This is a genomic window from Gracilimonas sp. (assembly GCF_040218225.1).
Taxonomy (GTDB): Bacteria; Bacteroidota; Rhodothermia; order Balneolales; family Balneolaceae; genus Gracilimonas.
In genome coordinates this window covers 143,657-160,343 of the sequence record NZ_JAVJQO010000004.1, presented here as the reverse complement: position 1 = coordinate 160,343, position 16,687 = coordinate 143,657, and the positions used below count along the sequence as shown (strand labels likewise).

At 39.7% G+C, this 16,687-nt stretch carries 12 protein-coding genes; 9 read left to right on the top strand and 3 right to left on the bottom strand.

Annotated elements, in window-relative coordinates:
• Window positions 1–34: 34 nt before the first annotated feature.
• Entirely contained in the window at window positions 35–1,102 is a 1,068-nt protein-coding gene (locus RIB15_RS04690) for a glycosyltransferase family 2 protein (protein ID WP_350200992.1), read from the top strand.
• 25 nt (window positions 1,103–1,127) lie between these two features.
• The gene (locus tag RIB15_RS04685; protein ID WP_350200991.1) at window positions 1,128–2,231 is read left to right on the top strand and encodes a glycosyltransferase family 4 protein; all 1,104 of its coding nucleotides are present in this window, start codon (window positions 1,128–1,130) and stop codon (window positions 2,229–2,231) included.
• Here RIB15_RS04685 and RIB15_RS04680 read toward each other — a convergent pair.
• A complete protein-coding gene (locus RIB15_RS04680; RefSeq protein WP_350200990.1) occupies window positions 2,210–3,391 on the bottom strand; it encodes a glycosyltransferase in 1,182 nt (393 codons plus the stop codon). The genes RIB15_RS04685 and RIB15_RS04680 overlap by 22 nt on opposite strands.
• Window positions 3,392–3,473: 82 nt before the next feature.
• Between RIB15_RS04680 and RIB15_RS04675 the strand changes: the two genes are divergently transcribed.
• Together RIB15_RS04675 and RIB15_RS04670 are read left to right on the top strand one after the other, a co-directional pair.
• The gene (locus RIB15_RS04675; RefSeq protein ID WP_350200989.1) at window positions 3,474–4,739 is read left to right on the top strand and encodes a lipopolysaccharide biosynthesis protein; all 1,266 of its coding nucleotides are present in this window, start codon (window positions 3,474–3,476) and stop codon (window positions 4,737–4,739) included.
• On the top strand, window positions 4,739–6,457 hold the full coding sequence (locus RIB15_RS04670; protein WP_350200988.1) for an asparagine synthase-related protein: 1,719 nt from the start codon (window positions 4,739–4,741) through the stop codon (window positions 6,455–6,457). The genes RIB15_RS04675 and RIB15_RS04670 overlap by 1 nt, the downstream gene beginning before the upstream one ends.
• Window positions 6,458–6,464: 7 nt before the next feature.
• On the opposite strand, the gene RIB15_RS04665 is transcribed toward RIB15_RS04670, so the two are convergent.
• Window positions 6,465–8,189: an SLBB domain-containing protein gene (locus RIB15_RS04665; protein WP_350200987.1), complete on the bottom strand. Its 1,725-nt coding sequence runs from the start codon at window positions 8,187–8,189 to the stop codon at window positions 6,465–6,467.
• Window positions 8,190–8,206: 17 nt separating this feature from the next.
• Window positions 8,207–9,109: a DMT family transporter gene (locus RIB15_RS04660; RefSeq protein ID WP_350200986.1), complete on the bottom strand. Its 903-nt coding sequence runs from the start codon at window positions 9,107–9,109 to the stop codon at window positions 8,207–8,209.
• Between the two features lie 198 nt (window positions 9,110–9,307).
• Between RIB15_RS04660 and RIB15_RS04655 the strand changes: the two genes are divergently transcribed.
• From RIB15_RS04655 to RIB15_RS04635, 5 genes are all read left to right on the top strand, one after another.
• On the top strand, window positions 9,308–10,012 hold the full coding sequence (locus RIB15_RS04655; protein ID WP_350200985.1) for a TetR/AcrR family transcriptional regulator: 705 nt from the start codon (window positions 9,308–9,310) through the stop codon (window positions 10,010–10,012).
• A 68-nt stretch (window positions 10,013–10,080) separates the two neighbouring features.
• Window positions 10,081–11,535: a TolC family protein gene (locus RIB15_RS04650; protein WP_350200984.1), complete on the top strand. Its 1,455-nt coding sequence runs from the start codon at window positions 10,081–10,083 to the stop codon at window positions 11,533–11,535.
• A 32-nt stretch (window positions 11,536–11,567) separates the two neighbouring features.
• A complete protein-coding gene (locus RIB15_RS04645) occupies window positions 11,568–12,653 on the top strand; it encodes an efflux RND transporter periplasmic adaptor subunit (RefSeq protein ID WP_350200983.1) in 1,086 nt (361 codons plus the stop codon).
• Window positions 12,654–12,671: 18 nt separating this feature from the next.
• Window positions 12,672–16,166 carry an efflux RND transporter permease subunit gene (locus RIB15_RS04640; RefSeq protein WP_350200982.1) on the top strand — a complete coding sequence of 1,165 codons (3,495 nt, stop codon included), beginning with the start codon at window positions 12,672–12,674 and terminating at the stop codon, window positions 16,164–16,166.
• Window positions 16,167–16,272: 106 nt separating this feature from the next.
• Window positions 16,273–16,680 carry a DUF4293 family protein gene (locus RIB15_RS04635; protein WP_350200981.1) on the top strand — a complete coding sequence of 136 codons (408 nt, stop codon included), beginning with the start codon at window positions 16,273–16,275 and terminating at the stop codon, window positions 16,678–16,680.
• Window positions 16,681–16,687 lie beyond the last annotated feature (7 nt).

Here is a 16,687-nt window from a genome sequence, read left to right as displayed (position 1 = left end):
GCACATTAATACCATTTGAAGAAAAAAAATTGATTTGGAGAATAAGAAAAACAAAAAACCATCGGTAACAATAGGTATTCCTGTACTTAATGAACAGGGTCATATCAGGAGAGTGATTGAGGGATTCTTAGGCTCAAGTTACGCGAACTTAGTTGAAATTTTTGTAGCTGATGGCGGAAGTACCGATAATACCCAAGAAATAGTTCAAAAATTATCTAAGGAAGACTCCAGAGTCAAGCTCATAGATAATCCTGATAAGTATCAGTCTTATGGTTTAAATAGAATTATTGATGCTGCGTCAGGCGACATTTTTTTAAGAGCAGATGGCCATTGTATATATGCGGAAGACTTTATTGAGAAAAGTGTGGAGGCACTACTCAAAAGTAAGTCTAAAAATGCGGGTGGAACTCAACGCTATATAGCGAAGAACTATACTCAGGCGGGCATTGCGATGGCTTCTAAGAGCTTTTTGGGGAATGGTGGCGCTAAATATATGAATGAAAATTTCGAAGGGTATTCGGATACTGTTTTTTTGGGTTGTTTTTGGTTGGCTGACCTCAAAAAGCTAGGCGGGTTTTCAGAAGCAAACCACACAAATGAGGATAGTGAAATAAACCTTAGAATCACCGAAGAACTTAAAGGTAAAATATATATTAGTCCGGAAATCAAAATATGGTACTACCCTCGAACTAACTTTCTAAAGCTATTTAAGCAGTATTATTCCTACGGTCGGGGGCGATGTGTCACTAATGTACTGCATAACGGTAATATACCGTTCAGATCAAAAGCTCCATTCTTTTTTGTTAGCTTGGTAGTCTTATTACTCTTGGCTGATAACATTTTTCTGAACAGGGCATTAGGCTCGACATATATTTTAGCGGCTCTATTTTTCCTTTTTTTATTTGAATCAATAAGAGTAACGATAGAGAATCAGAATAAGTTGGTAGAAGAAATATGGACTTCTGATAGCAGAGGAGAGCCAGGAATTCTGATAACATCAATTTTAGCATTCGTTTCATTATTAGTGATGCATGTTGCTCACTTCTTCGGGTTTGGATATCAGAAATTGAAGCTCCTTTTTTCCAAAAAAATTAAGTGGTGAGAATGGATAACTTAAATCTTTACTTATGCAGAAGGTAGTACAATTATCTTCTGTTCATGTTGTAGGAGACGCGAGGGTGTTTTATAAAATATCCTCTTCCTTGGCAGAAAGAGGATATGATGTAGACTTAATAATTCAGGCAGAAAAAGATTTTAAAAAAAATGGAGTGTCGGTTAAGTCTATTCCTTTAGCAAAGACAAAAGTACATCGATTATTTGTCACTCTGCCTTCCTTAATTATAAAAGCCATTGACTACCCAAAAAACACAATTTTTCACTTCCATGACCCTGAGCTAATAGTAGTTGGGCTTTTTTTAAAACTTGTTGGTTATAAGGTGATTTATGATGTACATGAAGATGTACCGCTTGATGTTTTAACCAAACACTGGATTCCATTTTGGCTAAGGAATAAGCTTTCAAAGAGTATTAAAAAAATTGAAGAGTTCAGTGCTAAAAGGTTTGACGCTGTAATAACAGTAGTGCCATCAATTACAGAGAGATTCGATAATACCAAGGTGGTCGAGATCAGAAATTATCCTGATTACGAAGACTATAGTGAGCAAGTGCTACAACAGGATGCTTCCGAAAAATATGTGGTATATATTGGTGATTTAACCTCAAGAAGAGGTATACCAGGAATGGTGGAAGCTATGGAGTATCTGGATGATGAGGTAACATTTAAGTTAGCGGGTACATTTTCTGAAGATGGTCTGTTGGGTAAACTGAAGAAAAAGAAAGGCTGGAGAAATACGGAACATATGGGATGGATTTGTCAGGAAGAGGCGGGTACTCTACTCAGAGGTGCAATAGCTGGATTATTAACTCTGGAGAAGGTTCCAAGCCATATGGGATCTTTGCCTGTAAAGTTGTTTGAATATATGATGGCAGGAATACCGGTAATTTCTTCAGATGTTCCTTTATGGAAGGAAATTATAAATGAAAACAGCTGTGGTATCATCGTTGATCATGCTAACCCTGAAGAAATTGCAGAAGCTATCAACTATTTGTTGGCTAATCCTGATAAGGCAAAAAAAATGGGCCAAAATGGGATGAAAGCAATAAAAGAAAAATATAATTGGCAGAAAGAAAAAGAAAAGCTATTGCAGCTTTATCGTGAGCTATCTGTATAAAGGGAAGCGTAAATGGATTTAAGTTTTTGGAGAAAAGCCTTATTTCCATACAGAGAAGCAATTGTGTTATGAATATGAGTTGAATTAAATTGATTCAGTGCAGAAGCTAAAGATCTTATTCCCTGAGCAAGCAGATTTGCATTTTTTGGTGGGCATATCAATCCGGTTTTATCTGAAATTATCAACTTATTTCCTCCCACATCCGTGCAAACTGCCGGTAACCCACAAGCCATTGCCTCAAGAATGGATACATTGAAACCTTCTCTTCTGCTGGGTAGAATATATAAATCAGAAGCCTGGTAAAGTTTGAGCAGTTCATGGGGTTTTACAGGTTCCATTAACTCTATATCAGCTTGAGAAGTGTTCTGAATTTGGTGTCTGATTTTTTTCGAATAATCAGTTTTATCATCTGCTCCGATAACATGGAACTGTATGTCTGAGAAGTCTTCGGTTGAAGAAATAGCTTCAAGTAAAATATCTATTCCTTTTTCTTTTCTGAGATTCGCTACTGTTAAAGCGTGTTTTTTAGAAGGATCCCAGCCAAGACCTTTTTTGAGTACTGATTTTTTTTCATCATCTACAGGATGGTAATTCCCATCATCAACTAGGTTGTAAATAATCTCAGATTTTGAAGATAAAAATGGATATTCGGCTTCTATATCATCCTTAAGTAAAGGCCCTGAATACAAAATTCTATCTGCAGTAGTTAGAGAACTCTCAAGTAAGTCGACAAGTACAGGGTCGTTTCTGGTTTGATACCAGTCACTTCCATGAATTGTTAATACCGTTTTAAGACCCATCTCCTTTAATGCTGGGATAACAAGTCCATCAGGATATAGCCAATGAATGTGAATGACATCGGCTTCTGAACGATCTATAAAGTTTGTGATTGTATTTGAAATAGATCTAGCTATAATTCTTGGGAATCTTTTTTCAGGGAAAGAAAGGTATTTTAACCTTGAGGCTTTAGCTTTGGTAATCAGGATGGAATTATTTTTTCTATTTCTTTCGGTGAAAGGAAGCGAATAGGGAGTAGGTACAATTAATTCAACCTGAATATTAGAGTCGGTTTGAAGTAATTCAAGCTGATCTTTAATAAACTTTCCATGGAAAGGATGAAGTTCAGTTGGGAAAAGGTGGCTAATTAAAGCTATTTTCAAGGCTAATCAGATTAAATTAATTCAGATTTAATGCAGATATCGAATGCATCTTCAAAAATATAACAGAATATAAGCTGAATAAATGAAAGCCATATTCGAAAAAATCCCCAATGATATAAGGGATATTGCCACTCTGATAGTTGGAAACAGCTTCTCAATGTTTATACCAGTATTAGTATCCCCTATTATCAGCAGGTTGTATGGGGCCAGCGACTTTGGGGTATTTACAATTTACCTTGCCGTGCTTTCACTGGTAGCTTCTTTTGCAACCGGCAGGTATGATTATGCTATCTTAATTGCCAAAAGCAGATATAATGCCCAACATTTATATAAAATAGCTGTCTCGATAGCAGTGGCTGTCTGCTTGTTCTTGGTATTGATCCTCATTTTGTTTGACGAAAAGTTGCTCTCTTTAATTAACGTAGTTTCTATGGGGGGATATATTTATTTACTGCCGTTGAATATTATTCTCTTTGTGATTTTCCAAGCAGGGCAAAATGCTTTGAATAGAGAGAAGCTTTATCGTCCCATATCAGTCAGTAAAACCATTAAAGCTGTTGTAACCGGAGGGATACAGGTTGGTTTGGGGTTTTTGGGAGTTTTAAATGGTGGACTAATAGTTGGTAAACTTTCTGGAGAGTTATTCTCTTCTGCTTATCTAACGGCTAAAGTAAGCAAAATAGATAACTACCTTTCTTCTGCTTTTTCTTTTAAAAGGGCTGGGTATTTAATAAAAAAGTACGAGAAGTTTCTTAAAGTAAATGCACCTCATGCTTTGGTCAATAACTTATCATTAAGTGCAACACCGGTACTCATTGGATACTTTTTTACTGAAGATACGGTAGGTCATTATGGTCTCAGTTATATGGTTTGTGTAGTACCTGTACAGCTTATTGGTCAGGCATTTTACCAGGTGGTAAGCCAGAAGGTTTCTGAAATGTATAACAAGAATATAAATCTCAGAGACTATACTAAAGAAACACTTAAACGACTGTTTCTTCTTGCAATAATTCCATTTAGCTTGCTGACTGTTTTTGGGCCACAAATATTTGAATTTGTATTTGGGCAGGAGTGGTTTATATCGGGACAATTTGTGCAGATTTTAGCACCGTTTCTGTTTGTGGTCTTTCTGATTTCCCCTCTGACATATATTCCACTCATTTTCAATGAGCACAATAAATCCTTTTATTTTGAAATTGCACTTTTTGTGTCTCGGGTTATTGGATTGATTATTGGGGCAAAATTAAGTGGCGTGTATCTGGCACTAATATTGTTTAGTTCCGCCAGTATCTTCATACAATTCTTGAATCTAATATGGATTTTCTCTTTAACCAAGAAGCTTAAATAATGGCAGGTATTTACGGATTATTGTCAAATAAGGAGGTTTTTGAGAAAGAAATCTACAAGCATTTTTATAGCTATGACAAGCCTGGAATCGTTAATGAAGAACATAGCGAAGAAGACTTCACCTATGGAAGAAGTACTCTCGGAAGCCTTGGGAAAGACCGGTTTATTTTTAAAAATGAAGGGCTAATTATAGGGCTGGAAGGCTTTTGCTTCCATTCGGAAGGCGACTTCAGGAACTGGGTTTTTGAGGAGTATAAGCGAACGGGTATCTTATTTGTAGGAAAGTTAGAGGGACAGTTTTGTGGATTTGTGTATGACCGCAATGAAAATGAGCTCCACATTTTTACAGACCATCTTTCCACGAAACCATTGTATTTCTTCCATAGTAAAGAGCGAAAAATTGCTTTCTTTTCGTCCGAGTTAAAGGCTATTTCTAAAACAGTACGAAATGCCGGGCTTCTTATTACACCGGACCCCGATGGGTTTCGGTGTCTGCTTTCTTGTGGTTATATGCTGGAGAGCCTCACCCCGGTACGGCAAATTAAAAAATTACCGTATGGCTCAATTACTTCAGTGGATTTAAACTCTTTTGATGTTAAGCAGGAAAAATATTTCAGCATAGAAAAGCGACCTCAGAAAGGTAAAAAGAAAGACTATATTCGGGAGATCAATAAAAGAATACTTGATGCTGTACAAAAAGAATGGGCGAAAGATGAGCAGTATTCTCATGAGCATATAACCTTGCTAAGTGGCGGACTCGATTCCAGAGTTAACGCCATGCTGGGAGCTAAATTTACTACGAATAAAATTCGCTCACTCACCTTTTCAAAGCCGGATACTCCGGATCAGAAAATAGCCGCCCGGATTGCGGAAGACCTTGGGTTTTCACATCACTTCATTTCTATGGGTAATGGAGATTATTTAGTTGAAAAGGAATACGAATTCGTAAAAGCCAACGACGGATTAGTAGGATATTATGGAGCAGCCCATCAACAATATGCTCTTCAGCAGGTAGATTTTTCAAAACGAGGGTTGCTTCATACAGGTCAGATCGGTGATGTATTATTTGGTTCATTTACGCTAAAGGACACGAATATAGAAAATGCATACCAAAAACTATTCTTTAACGCTGATCCTTATATTCTTTCAAAAATTGAGATTCTCCAAAAGATGAAAGAGGATGAGTTTGATGGGGCTGATGTTGAGGTTTTTTCGTTAGAGCATAGACAGATAAATGGAACTATGAATGGGGATAGGTGTTGCTCACATATGGCTGATTCGGCATCTCCATTTTACAATAAAGAATTGCTTAAATACTGTTTAAGCATTCCTGACAGGTTTAAGCAAAAAGAAGCTATTTATCTGGATTGGATGAACAATTGTCAACCGCAGTTAGCATCTTATAACTGGGCTGCTACCGAAGCGAAGCCCTCCAGCAACCCCATTCAAAAGGCATTGGCTTTCAAAAACAGGGCTCAGAACTACATATTGCGTAAAGCAGGTTTTGACAAAAAGAATATGAACCCGTTTGAGGAATGGTATCGTCAGAATCCTGATTTCGCAAAGAGTTTGGAAAAAATTTACCAAAACAGAACCTTGGTTGAACTTGACCAAGAGTTAAAAAGCGATATATCGTATTGCTATAAAAAGAAAAATGTGACAGCTAAAATGCTTGCAGTCACTGCAATTCTATCTTACAAACTTCACTTTCTGGACTAAGAGGTGATTAATTGCGGATATTCTGAATTGCTACATACGTAGTTATAATACCAGTAATAGTTGAAATACCGGTCATAATAAGTTGTATACGGGTATTCTTGATGCTTTCTTTCTGTATCTGGTAACTTCGCAATGCATTGAGTTCTTCAACTGGTTGTCGGTCAACAAAAATACGGTCGCCTGATTGTATCTCTGTTTCACCTGGCCGATACCACGTTGCGTTACCTGCTTTGATAACAAATACGCGGTCTTTATCAGCAGATAGCGCAAATCCGCCGGCGCGGGATACATAGTCCATAGCGTTAGCTCCGGGTGTGTGAGGGAAATAGCCTGGGTTATTTACCTGCCCGAATACAAAAAGAGTGTTTTCGTCTCTTGGAATATAGAGCCGGTCCCCATCAAAAATCTTTAAGCCGGCAAGCTGACTTTCGTCGTTGAGATCAATGTATACTTTGTTTTGGCTAAGCTTGGTTTCTGCCTCCAGGTATTCAAGTCCCTGAATTACCTGATCTGACGTCCGGCGCATTAAGTCGGCATTGAATTTGTTCGGGATTTCATTTCGAAACCCGCCGCTTCTCATCAGGTAAGCTGCCTGGGGCAAAGCATTGTCAGTTAGTCCGCCGGAAAGATCCAGCAATTCAAGGGCAGTTGTTTCTCCTGAATAGATTGGAAAATTTCCGGGTATTTCAACTTCACCATATACCCAGGCTGATGCAGAAGTATTCTTTTCATTACTGAAAGGGGCAACCACCCGGTCGTTCGGCTGAAGCTGAAAGTCATCCCAGTTTTCAGGTTCAACGGTGATTTTTTCTGCGCCCGTTTCTGTTCGTCGAAAAACCATCAGGTAACTGGTGTCGGCAATAACTTCAAAGCCACCGCCAATTTTCAACAACCTTGCAGGAGTATCCCCTTTTATATATTGAAATTCATAGTCTGTTTTAACAGCTCCGGAAATACTTACTTTTGGGGTCTCAATATTTTTATTCTTGAGTGTAATAACATCTCCATCATTTACTCTGGGATTGAATTTTGCATCCCCAATGCGGAAATAAGAAACAAGGTCAGCGTATTCAACCGAACCATCTTCTCTCTCTATTTTAACATCCCGAAAAGCATAATTTCCTTTGGTCAAAAAATCGCTTGAATTGGACAAAGAAGCATTTCTTAAGTCCCGGCTTCCATCTGTTACAGAAGAGTAAATGGCTTGGTCAACCCGGGATTGCGAAGGTATCATGTACTTTCCGGGAAATGGAACCCCTCCGGTTACCTGAATATAGATGGGTCTTGGACTTTCGAGCGTAATTACCACGGATGCATTTTTTACATATCCTTCTGACTCTTCTTTAATTTTTTGCTCTGCCTCAGTGATTGTTAAGCCATCTACATTTACAGGCCCTATAGAAGGGATAATCACATCTCCTGCCGGGTTTACCATGACGCCACGTATAAAAAAGTTCTTTGAGGCCTCAACTCTGATTGAGAGAAGGTCATTGACGCCTAGTATATAGGTGCTTTTATCAATAGATTCATCGTAAGGAAGCTGGCGCGCAGCAAGCTGTATCCCAAGAGGATCTGAGTAATAGCTACCGTCAAAAATGTCGAAATTGAGATTTAAACCCGACCCGCTTTGGCTATTGTTCTGATTATTCTGCGCAAAAGCAGGGTTAAACGCAAAGCTTAAGATGCTTAAAAACAGAAATGTCCTGAAAAGTTGGAGTGTGATCTTTTTCAAATTGATATTCACTTTAGTTATTTAGTTTTCTTAAATAGGTTGGAATTTAATCTTGCTAACACAATACCTGTAATTACTGAACCCGCTCCAATATATTGAAGAAGTGAGAGTTCTTCACCTAATAAAACCAATCCAAATATAAGTCCCAATACTGGTACCAGGTTTTGATAAGCAGCTGTGCGAACCGCTCCTATTTTTTTAACTCCATTGTTCCAGATTATGTATGCAAGGCCTACTGACAAAGCTCCACTGTAGAAAACCCCTCCATATCCAATGTATGAAATGTTACTCCAGTCTAGTTTTACCAAAAATGGCAATCCTACTATTAACAAAGCAATTAGTCCCACAACCGACATAAATGCTGAATATTGTATGGGGCTATAAACTCTTAAATATTTTCTGGAGAGAATGGTGTACGTGGCCCAACAAACAGCAGCTATAAGGGTGATGATGTTACCCAAAAAAGTTTCGGACTCAAAAGAGAGTGTTCCCTGTCCCCCCATTATGATAAAAGCAACACCTGCGAATGCAAATAAAACACCAAGAGCTTTCAGAGCGGTAAGTTTTTCATCGGTGAAAAATTGAGAGAGTAATGCCACCCAAATGGGGATGGTACCCAGCATTACTGCTGCATTGGCGGCGTAGGTGTAGTTCACACCAATAATGAAAAACATTTGGTAAAAGAGGTTGCCAACAGTTCCAATGCCTACCAATTTCCAGAAATGCTCTTTTTCAACTTTAAGAGTGTGCCCTCTTTTACGTGCTACATACCATAGTAAAACTGTGGCGAAAATGAACCGGAGCGCATTGAAACTGTAGGGATCCATCTCGCGCAGAGATACTTTTACAATGCTAAAGTTTAAAGCCCAGATAATAGCTACAAGAATCAGGCTGAGGTCAATTAAGTAAGGTCGCTTCAAGTATTGGGTTTTTTGGTGAGGCGAAAAGGTAAGGCTTAAGCTGTTTTAAACCGAACTTTTTCTTAGAGCAGAAGACTGGGTGCATCAGTTGATCATAATGATCAGATAATGATTTTTTTATTTAAAAAATGTTGGGAACTAATTACAAATGTCAGTAGTTTTATGACCCTAATTCAAAAAATGACTCAAAGTCAATATATGGGAACATCAGAGCGCAAAGAGCGCGAGAAAGAACAGAAAAAGATGCTGATTTTAGAATCGGCTGAGGAATTGATTCTCGAAAAGGGACTTGATCATCTGAATATGGATGAAGTTGCTGAGCGGGCGGAGGTTAGCAAGGGGTCACTTTATCACTATTTCAAAAATAAAACGGACCTGGTGCTGGGCATTTGCAATAAGGCAACAGTTATGCTTTCAAAGCAGATCTCAGATGTATTGACGAAAGACATGCCCGGGATAGAAATGGTATATACAATTGGGGCAACCTTTCTGAATTTTGTCCGGTCACATCCCGAGTTTTTCCGCTCCATGCGCTTTTTTGATAATCTAAAAGACACGGATCAGCTTGCTGAAAGTGGTTACATAGAAATGTGTCAATCCAATATGGATACTTCTTTTACAAGTATGGTTCGTGCTATTCAGATAGGTATGCAGGATGGTTCAATCAACAATACCTATGACGCTAAGGAACTCGCAATACTTCTTTGGAGTACGTCGCATGGAATGGTGAATCTGGCTTATTTGCATCAGAATACACCTCATTTTCAGCTTCTTGAAAAGAACAAAGTTGAGATGAATTCCTTGTTTGAAGGCTATATGAAACTGATAGGCCGGGGAATAGCGACTGATGAAAGCAAAGTAGATATTGACTCTAAGTCAATTTTTGAAACTGAATCTAAATAAAACCGTAGAAGCCACCGCTTTTTAAACCAATTTTCAGAACTCTTAATCTAATGACAACTCACTCACCTATGAGAATTACCTTCCTTGTAACAGGATTGCTTTTGCTCTTACAATCAACTTCATTTGCTCAGGTAAAAGGGGACACTCTTTTCGCGGATGCAGAACTCACTTTAGAAGATGCCATTAAAGTTGCCGTTGCCAATAATCCTCAGGTAAATCGTGCTTTGCTTTCGGTAAAAGATGCAGACGAGCTTGTTGATATCGCTTATAGTGAAGTATATCCGAATATATCATCCAGCATGAATTATACCCGGAATTTTGAAGTGCCTGTAAACTTCATTCCTGCCGTGATATTCGACCAAAATGCTGACCCTGATGAATTGATTCCAGTAGCTTTTGGAACAGATAATAATTGGCAGGGAGGATTTACTGTTACTCAAAATATATTCAGGGGTGAGGTTTTTGTAGGCCTGTCAACCTCAGAAATCTTTAAAACGGTTCAGCAGGAAAATCTTCGCGCAACTACACAACAAATTATTACCCAGGCCCGAGTGGCGTATTATCAGGTGTTGGTGGCTAAAGAGCAATTACGATTGCAAGAAGCCCAAATCAAGCGCATTGAGCAAAACCTGAAAGAGAACAAAGCCCGGCAGCAAGCTGGTTTAGTGGATGAGTATGCAGTGCTCCAGCTGGAAGTTCAGCTAAGTAATCAGCGCCCACAATTAATTGAGGCCAAATATGCCGTTGATGAAGCCTACCGAAACCTGAAAGTGGCGTTGGGCCTTCCGTTGGGTGTAGAGTTTGCAGTGAAAGGAAACCTGAATGCTTTCGATATTGTATCGGAAGATGTTGAAGAAGATGAGAATGCACAGATCAAAAAGGTTGATCAGATGAATCCATACAGTTATCAAAATCAGGAAGAGGGTATTTCTTCTTTTATTGATGATCGCGGAGATGTTCGGGTATTGGATGCACGATTAAACTTGAACGAAAAAGAAATTCAGGCGGTAAAAAGCCGGTTTATTCCAACAATTACTGCATCTTACAATATGCAATGGAGTGCAGCCGAGCCCGGTACGCCTACCTTTTTTGAAAATAACACAAGATTTCAAACACTGGGTATAAATGTCAGCCTGCCAATATTTGAAGGTTTCAAGAGGGTTTCGGATGTGCAGCGAGCACAAATTGCCCGCAAAGATATCGAAGAGCAAATCAGAGCAGCAGAATTGGCCGCTGAAAACGAAGTAGCATCGGCTGCAGAACAATTAAACAAAAGCTTTGAAACAGCAGAAGCCCGGAAGCAGGCTCTTGAGCAAGCTGAAGAAGGATATCAGCGGGCATTATCAAGGCTGAAAAATGGGATTGGTTCACAAATAGAAGTTACCGATGCAGAGGTTCAGGTGCGGCAGGCTGAGGTGAATTATGCACTGATGGTATTTGAATACCTGAGTGCCAAAGCGCAGTATGATCTGGCTACCGGTCAGGTACCCTATGTAGATACCATGGAATTGGAAGTAGAATGATTTTTAACAGAAAAGAAAAGAACACAATTAAAATGAAAGAATTTAATTATTTAATCGCCCTCTCATTGATACTGGTAATGAGTGCATGTTCAGGTGAAGACGCTGAAAAGGCTGAAGGTGAAGAGGAGCTGGTAAAATCAGTAAATGTGGTAACACAGGATTTAACTCCCGGTACTTTTACCAGCTTTGTGCGGGTTATTGGTACGGTAGAAACCTCCAACGATATCATGATTTCTGCTGAAGTAAACGGCCGGGTAATGTCTTATGCCGTTTCTGAAGGAGAAGAAGTTCGTAAAGGGCAGACCATCATCAAAATAGATGATGCTAAACTCAAGCAGGAAAAAGCTAGACTAGAGGCTCTGACAAGTCAAGCCAAAGAAAACTACGAACGCCTGAAGAGAGTATATGAAGAGGATGGTGTTGGTTCGGAGATCGAATACCTGAACGCCAAATATAATTATGAGCAAACAAAGTCATCTCTTGAATCTATAAAAGTTGACCTGGCTAATACCAACATCAAAGCACCATTTACAGGAACACTTGAATCCAAAATGGTAGAGGTTGGAGAAATGGTATCTGCAGGCACGCCCGTGGTAAGACTCATTGGTTCTGACGATTACATTGTATCAGCAGGGGTTCCAGCTCGCTATGCTGATGTGGTCCAGACTGGTGATCAATTAAAAGTATGGTTTGATACTCAGGAAATTGACACGCTGAATGCCACGATTGCCTACACGGGAAGCAGTATTAATCCTCAAAACAGGACATTTAGAATTGAGGTGGCTCTTCCTCCAAAGGCAAAACAATATAAGGTAGATATGATAGCTAATCTCAGGTTAAATACTTTAAAAAGAGATAGTGTTTTGTTTATCAGTGAAGAGTACATCTACTCCACCAGAAATGGTTATGTGGTATATGTACTTGGTGAAAATGAGAGTGGAGATGCAGTAGCAAAAGAGAGAATGGTGACCTTGGGCCCCTCCTATAAAACGGATGTAATTATTGAAGAAGGGCTGAGCTCAGGGGATAAACTTATTACGATAGGTTCCGCTTTTTTAGATGAAGGAATGAGGGTTACCGTGAAGGAATCGCCTAACACAGAAATAGCAGTAAATTAATTTTATTCGGAAATTACTATGAGTACCGATCAACAATCGAACGGACAAAATGTAAACGGTGCTTCCTTGCCAGATGAGGATAACCGTAAGGAATTTTGGTTATCTACCTTTTCCATAAATAACAGAATCAGTGTTTTGGTATTGATTACACTGGTTGCAATAATGGGAATTGTATCGTACATCAACATTCCTAAAGAGAGCTTCCCCAGCATTAATATTCCCAATATTTTTGTGGTAACGGTGTATCCGGGAGTATCTCCGGAGGATATGGAAAGCTTGATAACCCGAAAACTGGAAGATGAGCTGAGTAATATCTCAGATGTTAAAACGATGACTTCAACATCTTCAGAGGGATATTCCAGTGTCAATATGGAATTTGAGCCCAGCGTTGACATCGAAGATGCACTGCAAAAGGTTCGTGAAAAAGTAGATTTAGCTAAACCGGAGCTGCCAGAGGATGCAGAAGACCCGGTAGTTCAGGAAATCAATTTGTCTGAATTTCCAATTATGAATGTAAACCTTTCCGGAGAGTATGACGAAGAAATACTCAAGGAAATTGCTGAAGATCTCCAGGATAAAATTGAAGCTATACCCTCAGTACTGGGTGTAGATCTGACAGGGGCGCTTGAACGTGAAGTTCAGGTGGATGTAGATCTGGCCAAAATGAAATACTATGGGATCACTTTTGGTGATATTATTGAGGCTATTTCCGCCGAAAACGTAACTGTTCCCGGTGGAGATATTTCTGTGGGTACCAAGAAGTTCTTACTTCGTGTGCCCGGCCAGTACGAAGATCCGGCTCTTTTAGAGGATATCGTAGTAAAGGGTGAAGAACGAAGTCCAATCTATATCCGGGATGTAGCGGAAGTTACCTTTGGATTTAAAGAACGGGAAAGCTATTCCGAATTAGGAACAGCTCCGGTAATTACGCTTGGCGTGAAAAAGCGAACCGGGGAAAATATTCTTGAAACCGGCGAACGGACGAAGGCAATCCTGGATGAAGCGATTGCAACACTTCCTCCGACAACTACTTACACTATTACTAACGACCAAAGTGTTGATGTTGTAAACATGGTGAGCAATCTGGAAAATAACATCATTTCCGGGTTGATTTTAGTAGTGGGTGTGCTGCTCTTTTTCCTCGGGGTCAGAAATGCATCTTTTGTAGGAATTTCGATTCCGCTATCTATGTTTCTGTCATTTATCGTGCTGTCTGCGGTAGGCATTACCATGAATATGATTGTTCTTTTCTCGCTGATTTTATCTTTGGGTATGCTGGTAGATAATGCCATTGTAGTAGTGGAAAACATCTATCGATATTTAGAAGAAGGGTATGATAATTTTGAAGCAGCGAAGAAGGGAACCGGTGAAGTTGCCGTACCTATTATTGCTGGAACTATGACGACTATTGCTGCTTTTGCGCCGATGGTTTTCTGGCCGGGAGTTGTAGGGCAGTTTATGAGCTTTCTGCCTAAAACACTGATTATCACACTTTCAAGTTCACTTGTTGTTGGATTGATTATTAACCCGGTAATTTGTGCTCTTTTCATGAAGGTTGATGGACAAGAAAACAGAGCTACATTAACCCGAAACGGCAAGCGAATTTTATTCGGCGGTGTCGCATTTTTTGCGGTAATAGCATTACTATCGAGCTTCGTAAGCTGGATGATGCTGATTGTATTAGGAGTAGCATTCTGGCTTAGTAATAAATACTTCCTGGAACCGATTGGCCGCTGGTGGCAAAGAGATGGTTTAAATAAAGTGATTGATAAGTATGAATCTTCCCTTGTTTGGGCGCTGAATCACCGAAAAAGTACCATTGGTATTTCTGTAGCCGTACTTATTTCCAGTGTATTTGTGTTGATAGCATTTAACCCTGGTACAGAGTTTTTCCCGGAAGATATTCCGCCAAGAGATGTTTACATACAAGTTGAAACTCCAATCGGTTCTGATGTAGAATTTACCAAAAGCATTGTGGATCAGGTCCGAGACCGGGTTGAAAATCTGCCCAATTATGTGGACATCAATAGCGTACTTGCCACATCCGGAGCTAGCATAACAGCTGATCCTGGTTCAGGTGGAGGAGGGAACACACCTAATAAAGGTACAGTTGCATTGAACTTTGTAGATTTTCAGGAGCGTGAAGGCGATGTATTTGAAGCCATGGAGTTTCTCAGAAATCATATGTCAGAACATATTGTAGGTGCGAAAGTTACCGTAGAGCAACCACCCAATGGTCCGCCCACTGGCAAGCCTGTGAACTTAGAAATCTATGGTTCAGACATGGATCAGTTGTCAGCAATTTCGGATAGTGTGTTAACCATTCTTGAGGAAGATTCTGTTTTTGCAAAAATGGATGGGTTAGAATCAAACCTCCCTGAGCCGCGGCCTGAAGTGAAGGTTGAAGTAGACCGGGAGAAAGCAGCACTTTATGAATTGAATACCAATGTAATAGGAATGACTATTCGCCAGGCTATTAATGGTGTTGAAGCGTCAAAATTCCGGGATGGTAAGGATGAGTATGACATCATTGTTCGCCTGAGTGATGAATACCGGGATGACATGAGTACGCTTAGTGATCTGACTATCTTCCATGAGGGTAATCAAATTCCGCTTTCAGAAGTAGCAACCTGGGAAGTTAGCGATGGACTGGGTGGTATTAACCACAAAGACTCGGAAAGAGTGATAACAGTCAGTGCGGACGTTCGTTCCGGCTATCAGGCCAATGCCGTGTTAGCTGAAGTTCAGGGCGTGCTTTCCGATTACCTTGAAAATCTGCCTCAGGGATATAATTATGGCTGGACCGGACAGCAACAGGAGCAGGATGAATCCTTTGAGTTTTTGGGAATTGCTTTTCTTATTGCATTGTTTTTGATCACCTTTATTCTGGTATCTCAGTTCAATTCGGTAGCTAAACCGTTAATCATTCTCAGTTCGGTAATAATGTCGATGGCTGGGGTATTCTATGGACTCGCTACTTTCCAGATGGCATTTGGTTTGATGGCTTTTCTTGGGATTATCTCGCTTGCGGGAATTGTAGTAAACAATGCTATTGTATTGATTGATTACGTGGACATCCTCAGAGAAAGAGATCAATTGAACTTAAGAGACGCACTTATTCAGGCTGGTAAAATTCGTTTCCGCCCGGTAATCCTTACGGCTATTACAACCACTCTTGGTTTGGTTCCTTTGGCTATTGGGTTCAACTTCGACTTCATTGTCTTAGTAGGAAGCCCGATTGAATTTCTGACCAACATGGGCTCTTATATTTATATGGGCGGTGAGCAAGCAGCCTGGTGGGGGCCAATGGCGATTGCCGTAATAGTTGGTCTTACATTTGCTACAGCTTTAACTCTGATTCTGGTGCCGGTGCTGTACAGTTCTATCGAACGAACTCGCCGATCACTAAATGAAACTATGTTTGGCACCACTGAGCCAGGAATTATTAAAGACCAAAGTGAGCTAAATGGCGGGGCTAAAAAAACTCCATCATTGGAACCTACAGCAGGTTAAAACGATCAGCTGATTATTTTAAAGCCCGCATTCCTTTTGGTCAGGAAGCGGGCTTTTTTGTTTGAGAAAACTTTTATCTTAAAAGAAAACTTTAAAATTAAATTCTGTGATACAACGACTTCAAACAATATTTCTGGCATTAGCTTCCATCCTTAATCTATCGGTTTACTTTACGGCTATTTATGAAAAGGCCATGAGTGACCCCCAGCTTTGGATTGGCATTGGATTGGCCAGTTCACTACTTATAGCTATAATTTTAAACGTACTTTCTATTTTTCTTTATAATAACCGCAAAAAACAGTTGTCCTGGGTCAAAAGATCTTCGCTATTTCAGGTAATAGGGCTTGGATTTTGTGTAGGAGTGCTCTTTTCGTTAGGTGGAATCGGCACGTACTTATGGGATGAAGCTCTTGGAACGGGGTTTGTTTTTCTGGGCTTGGTATTCCAGATTTTAGCTCTGCGCTTTATCAAAAAAGACGAAGAACTGGTTCGTTCAATGGATCGAATTCGATAGGAGTATT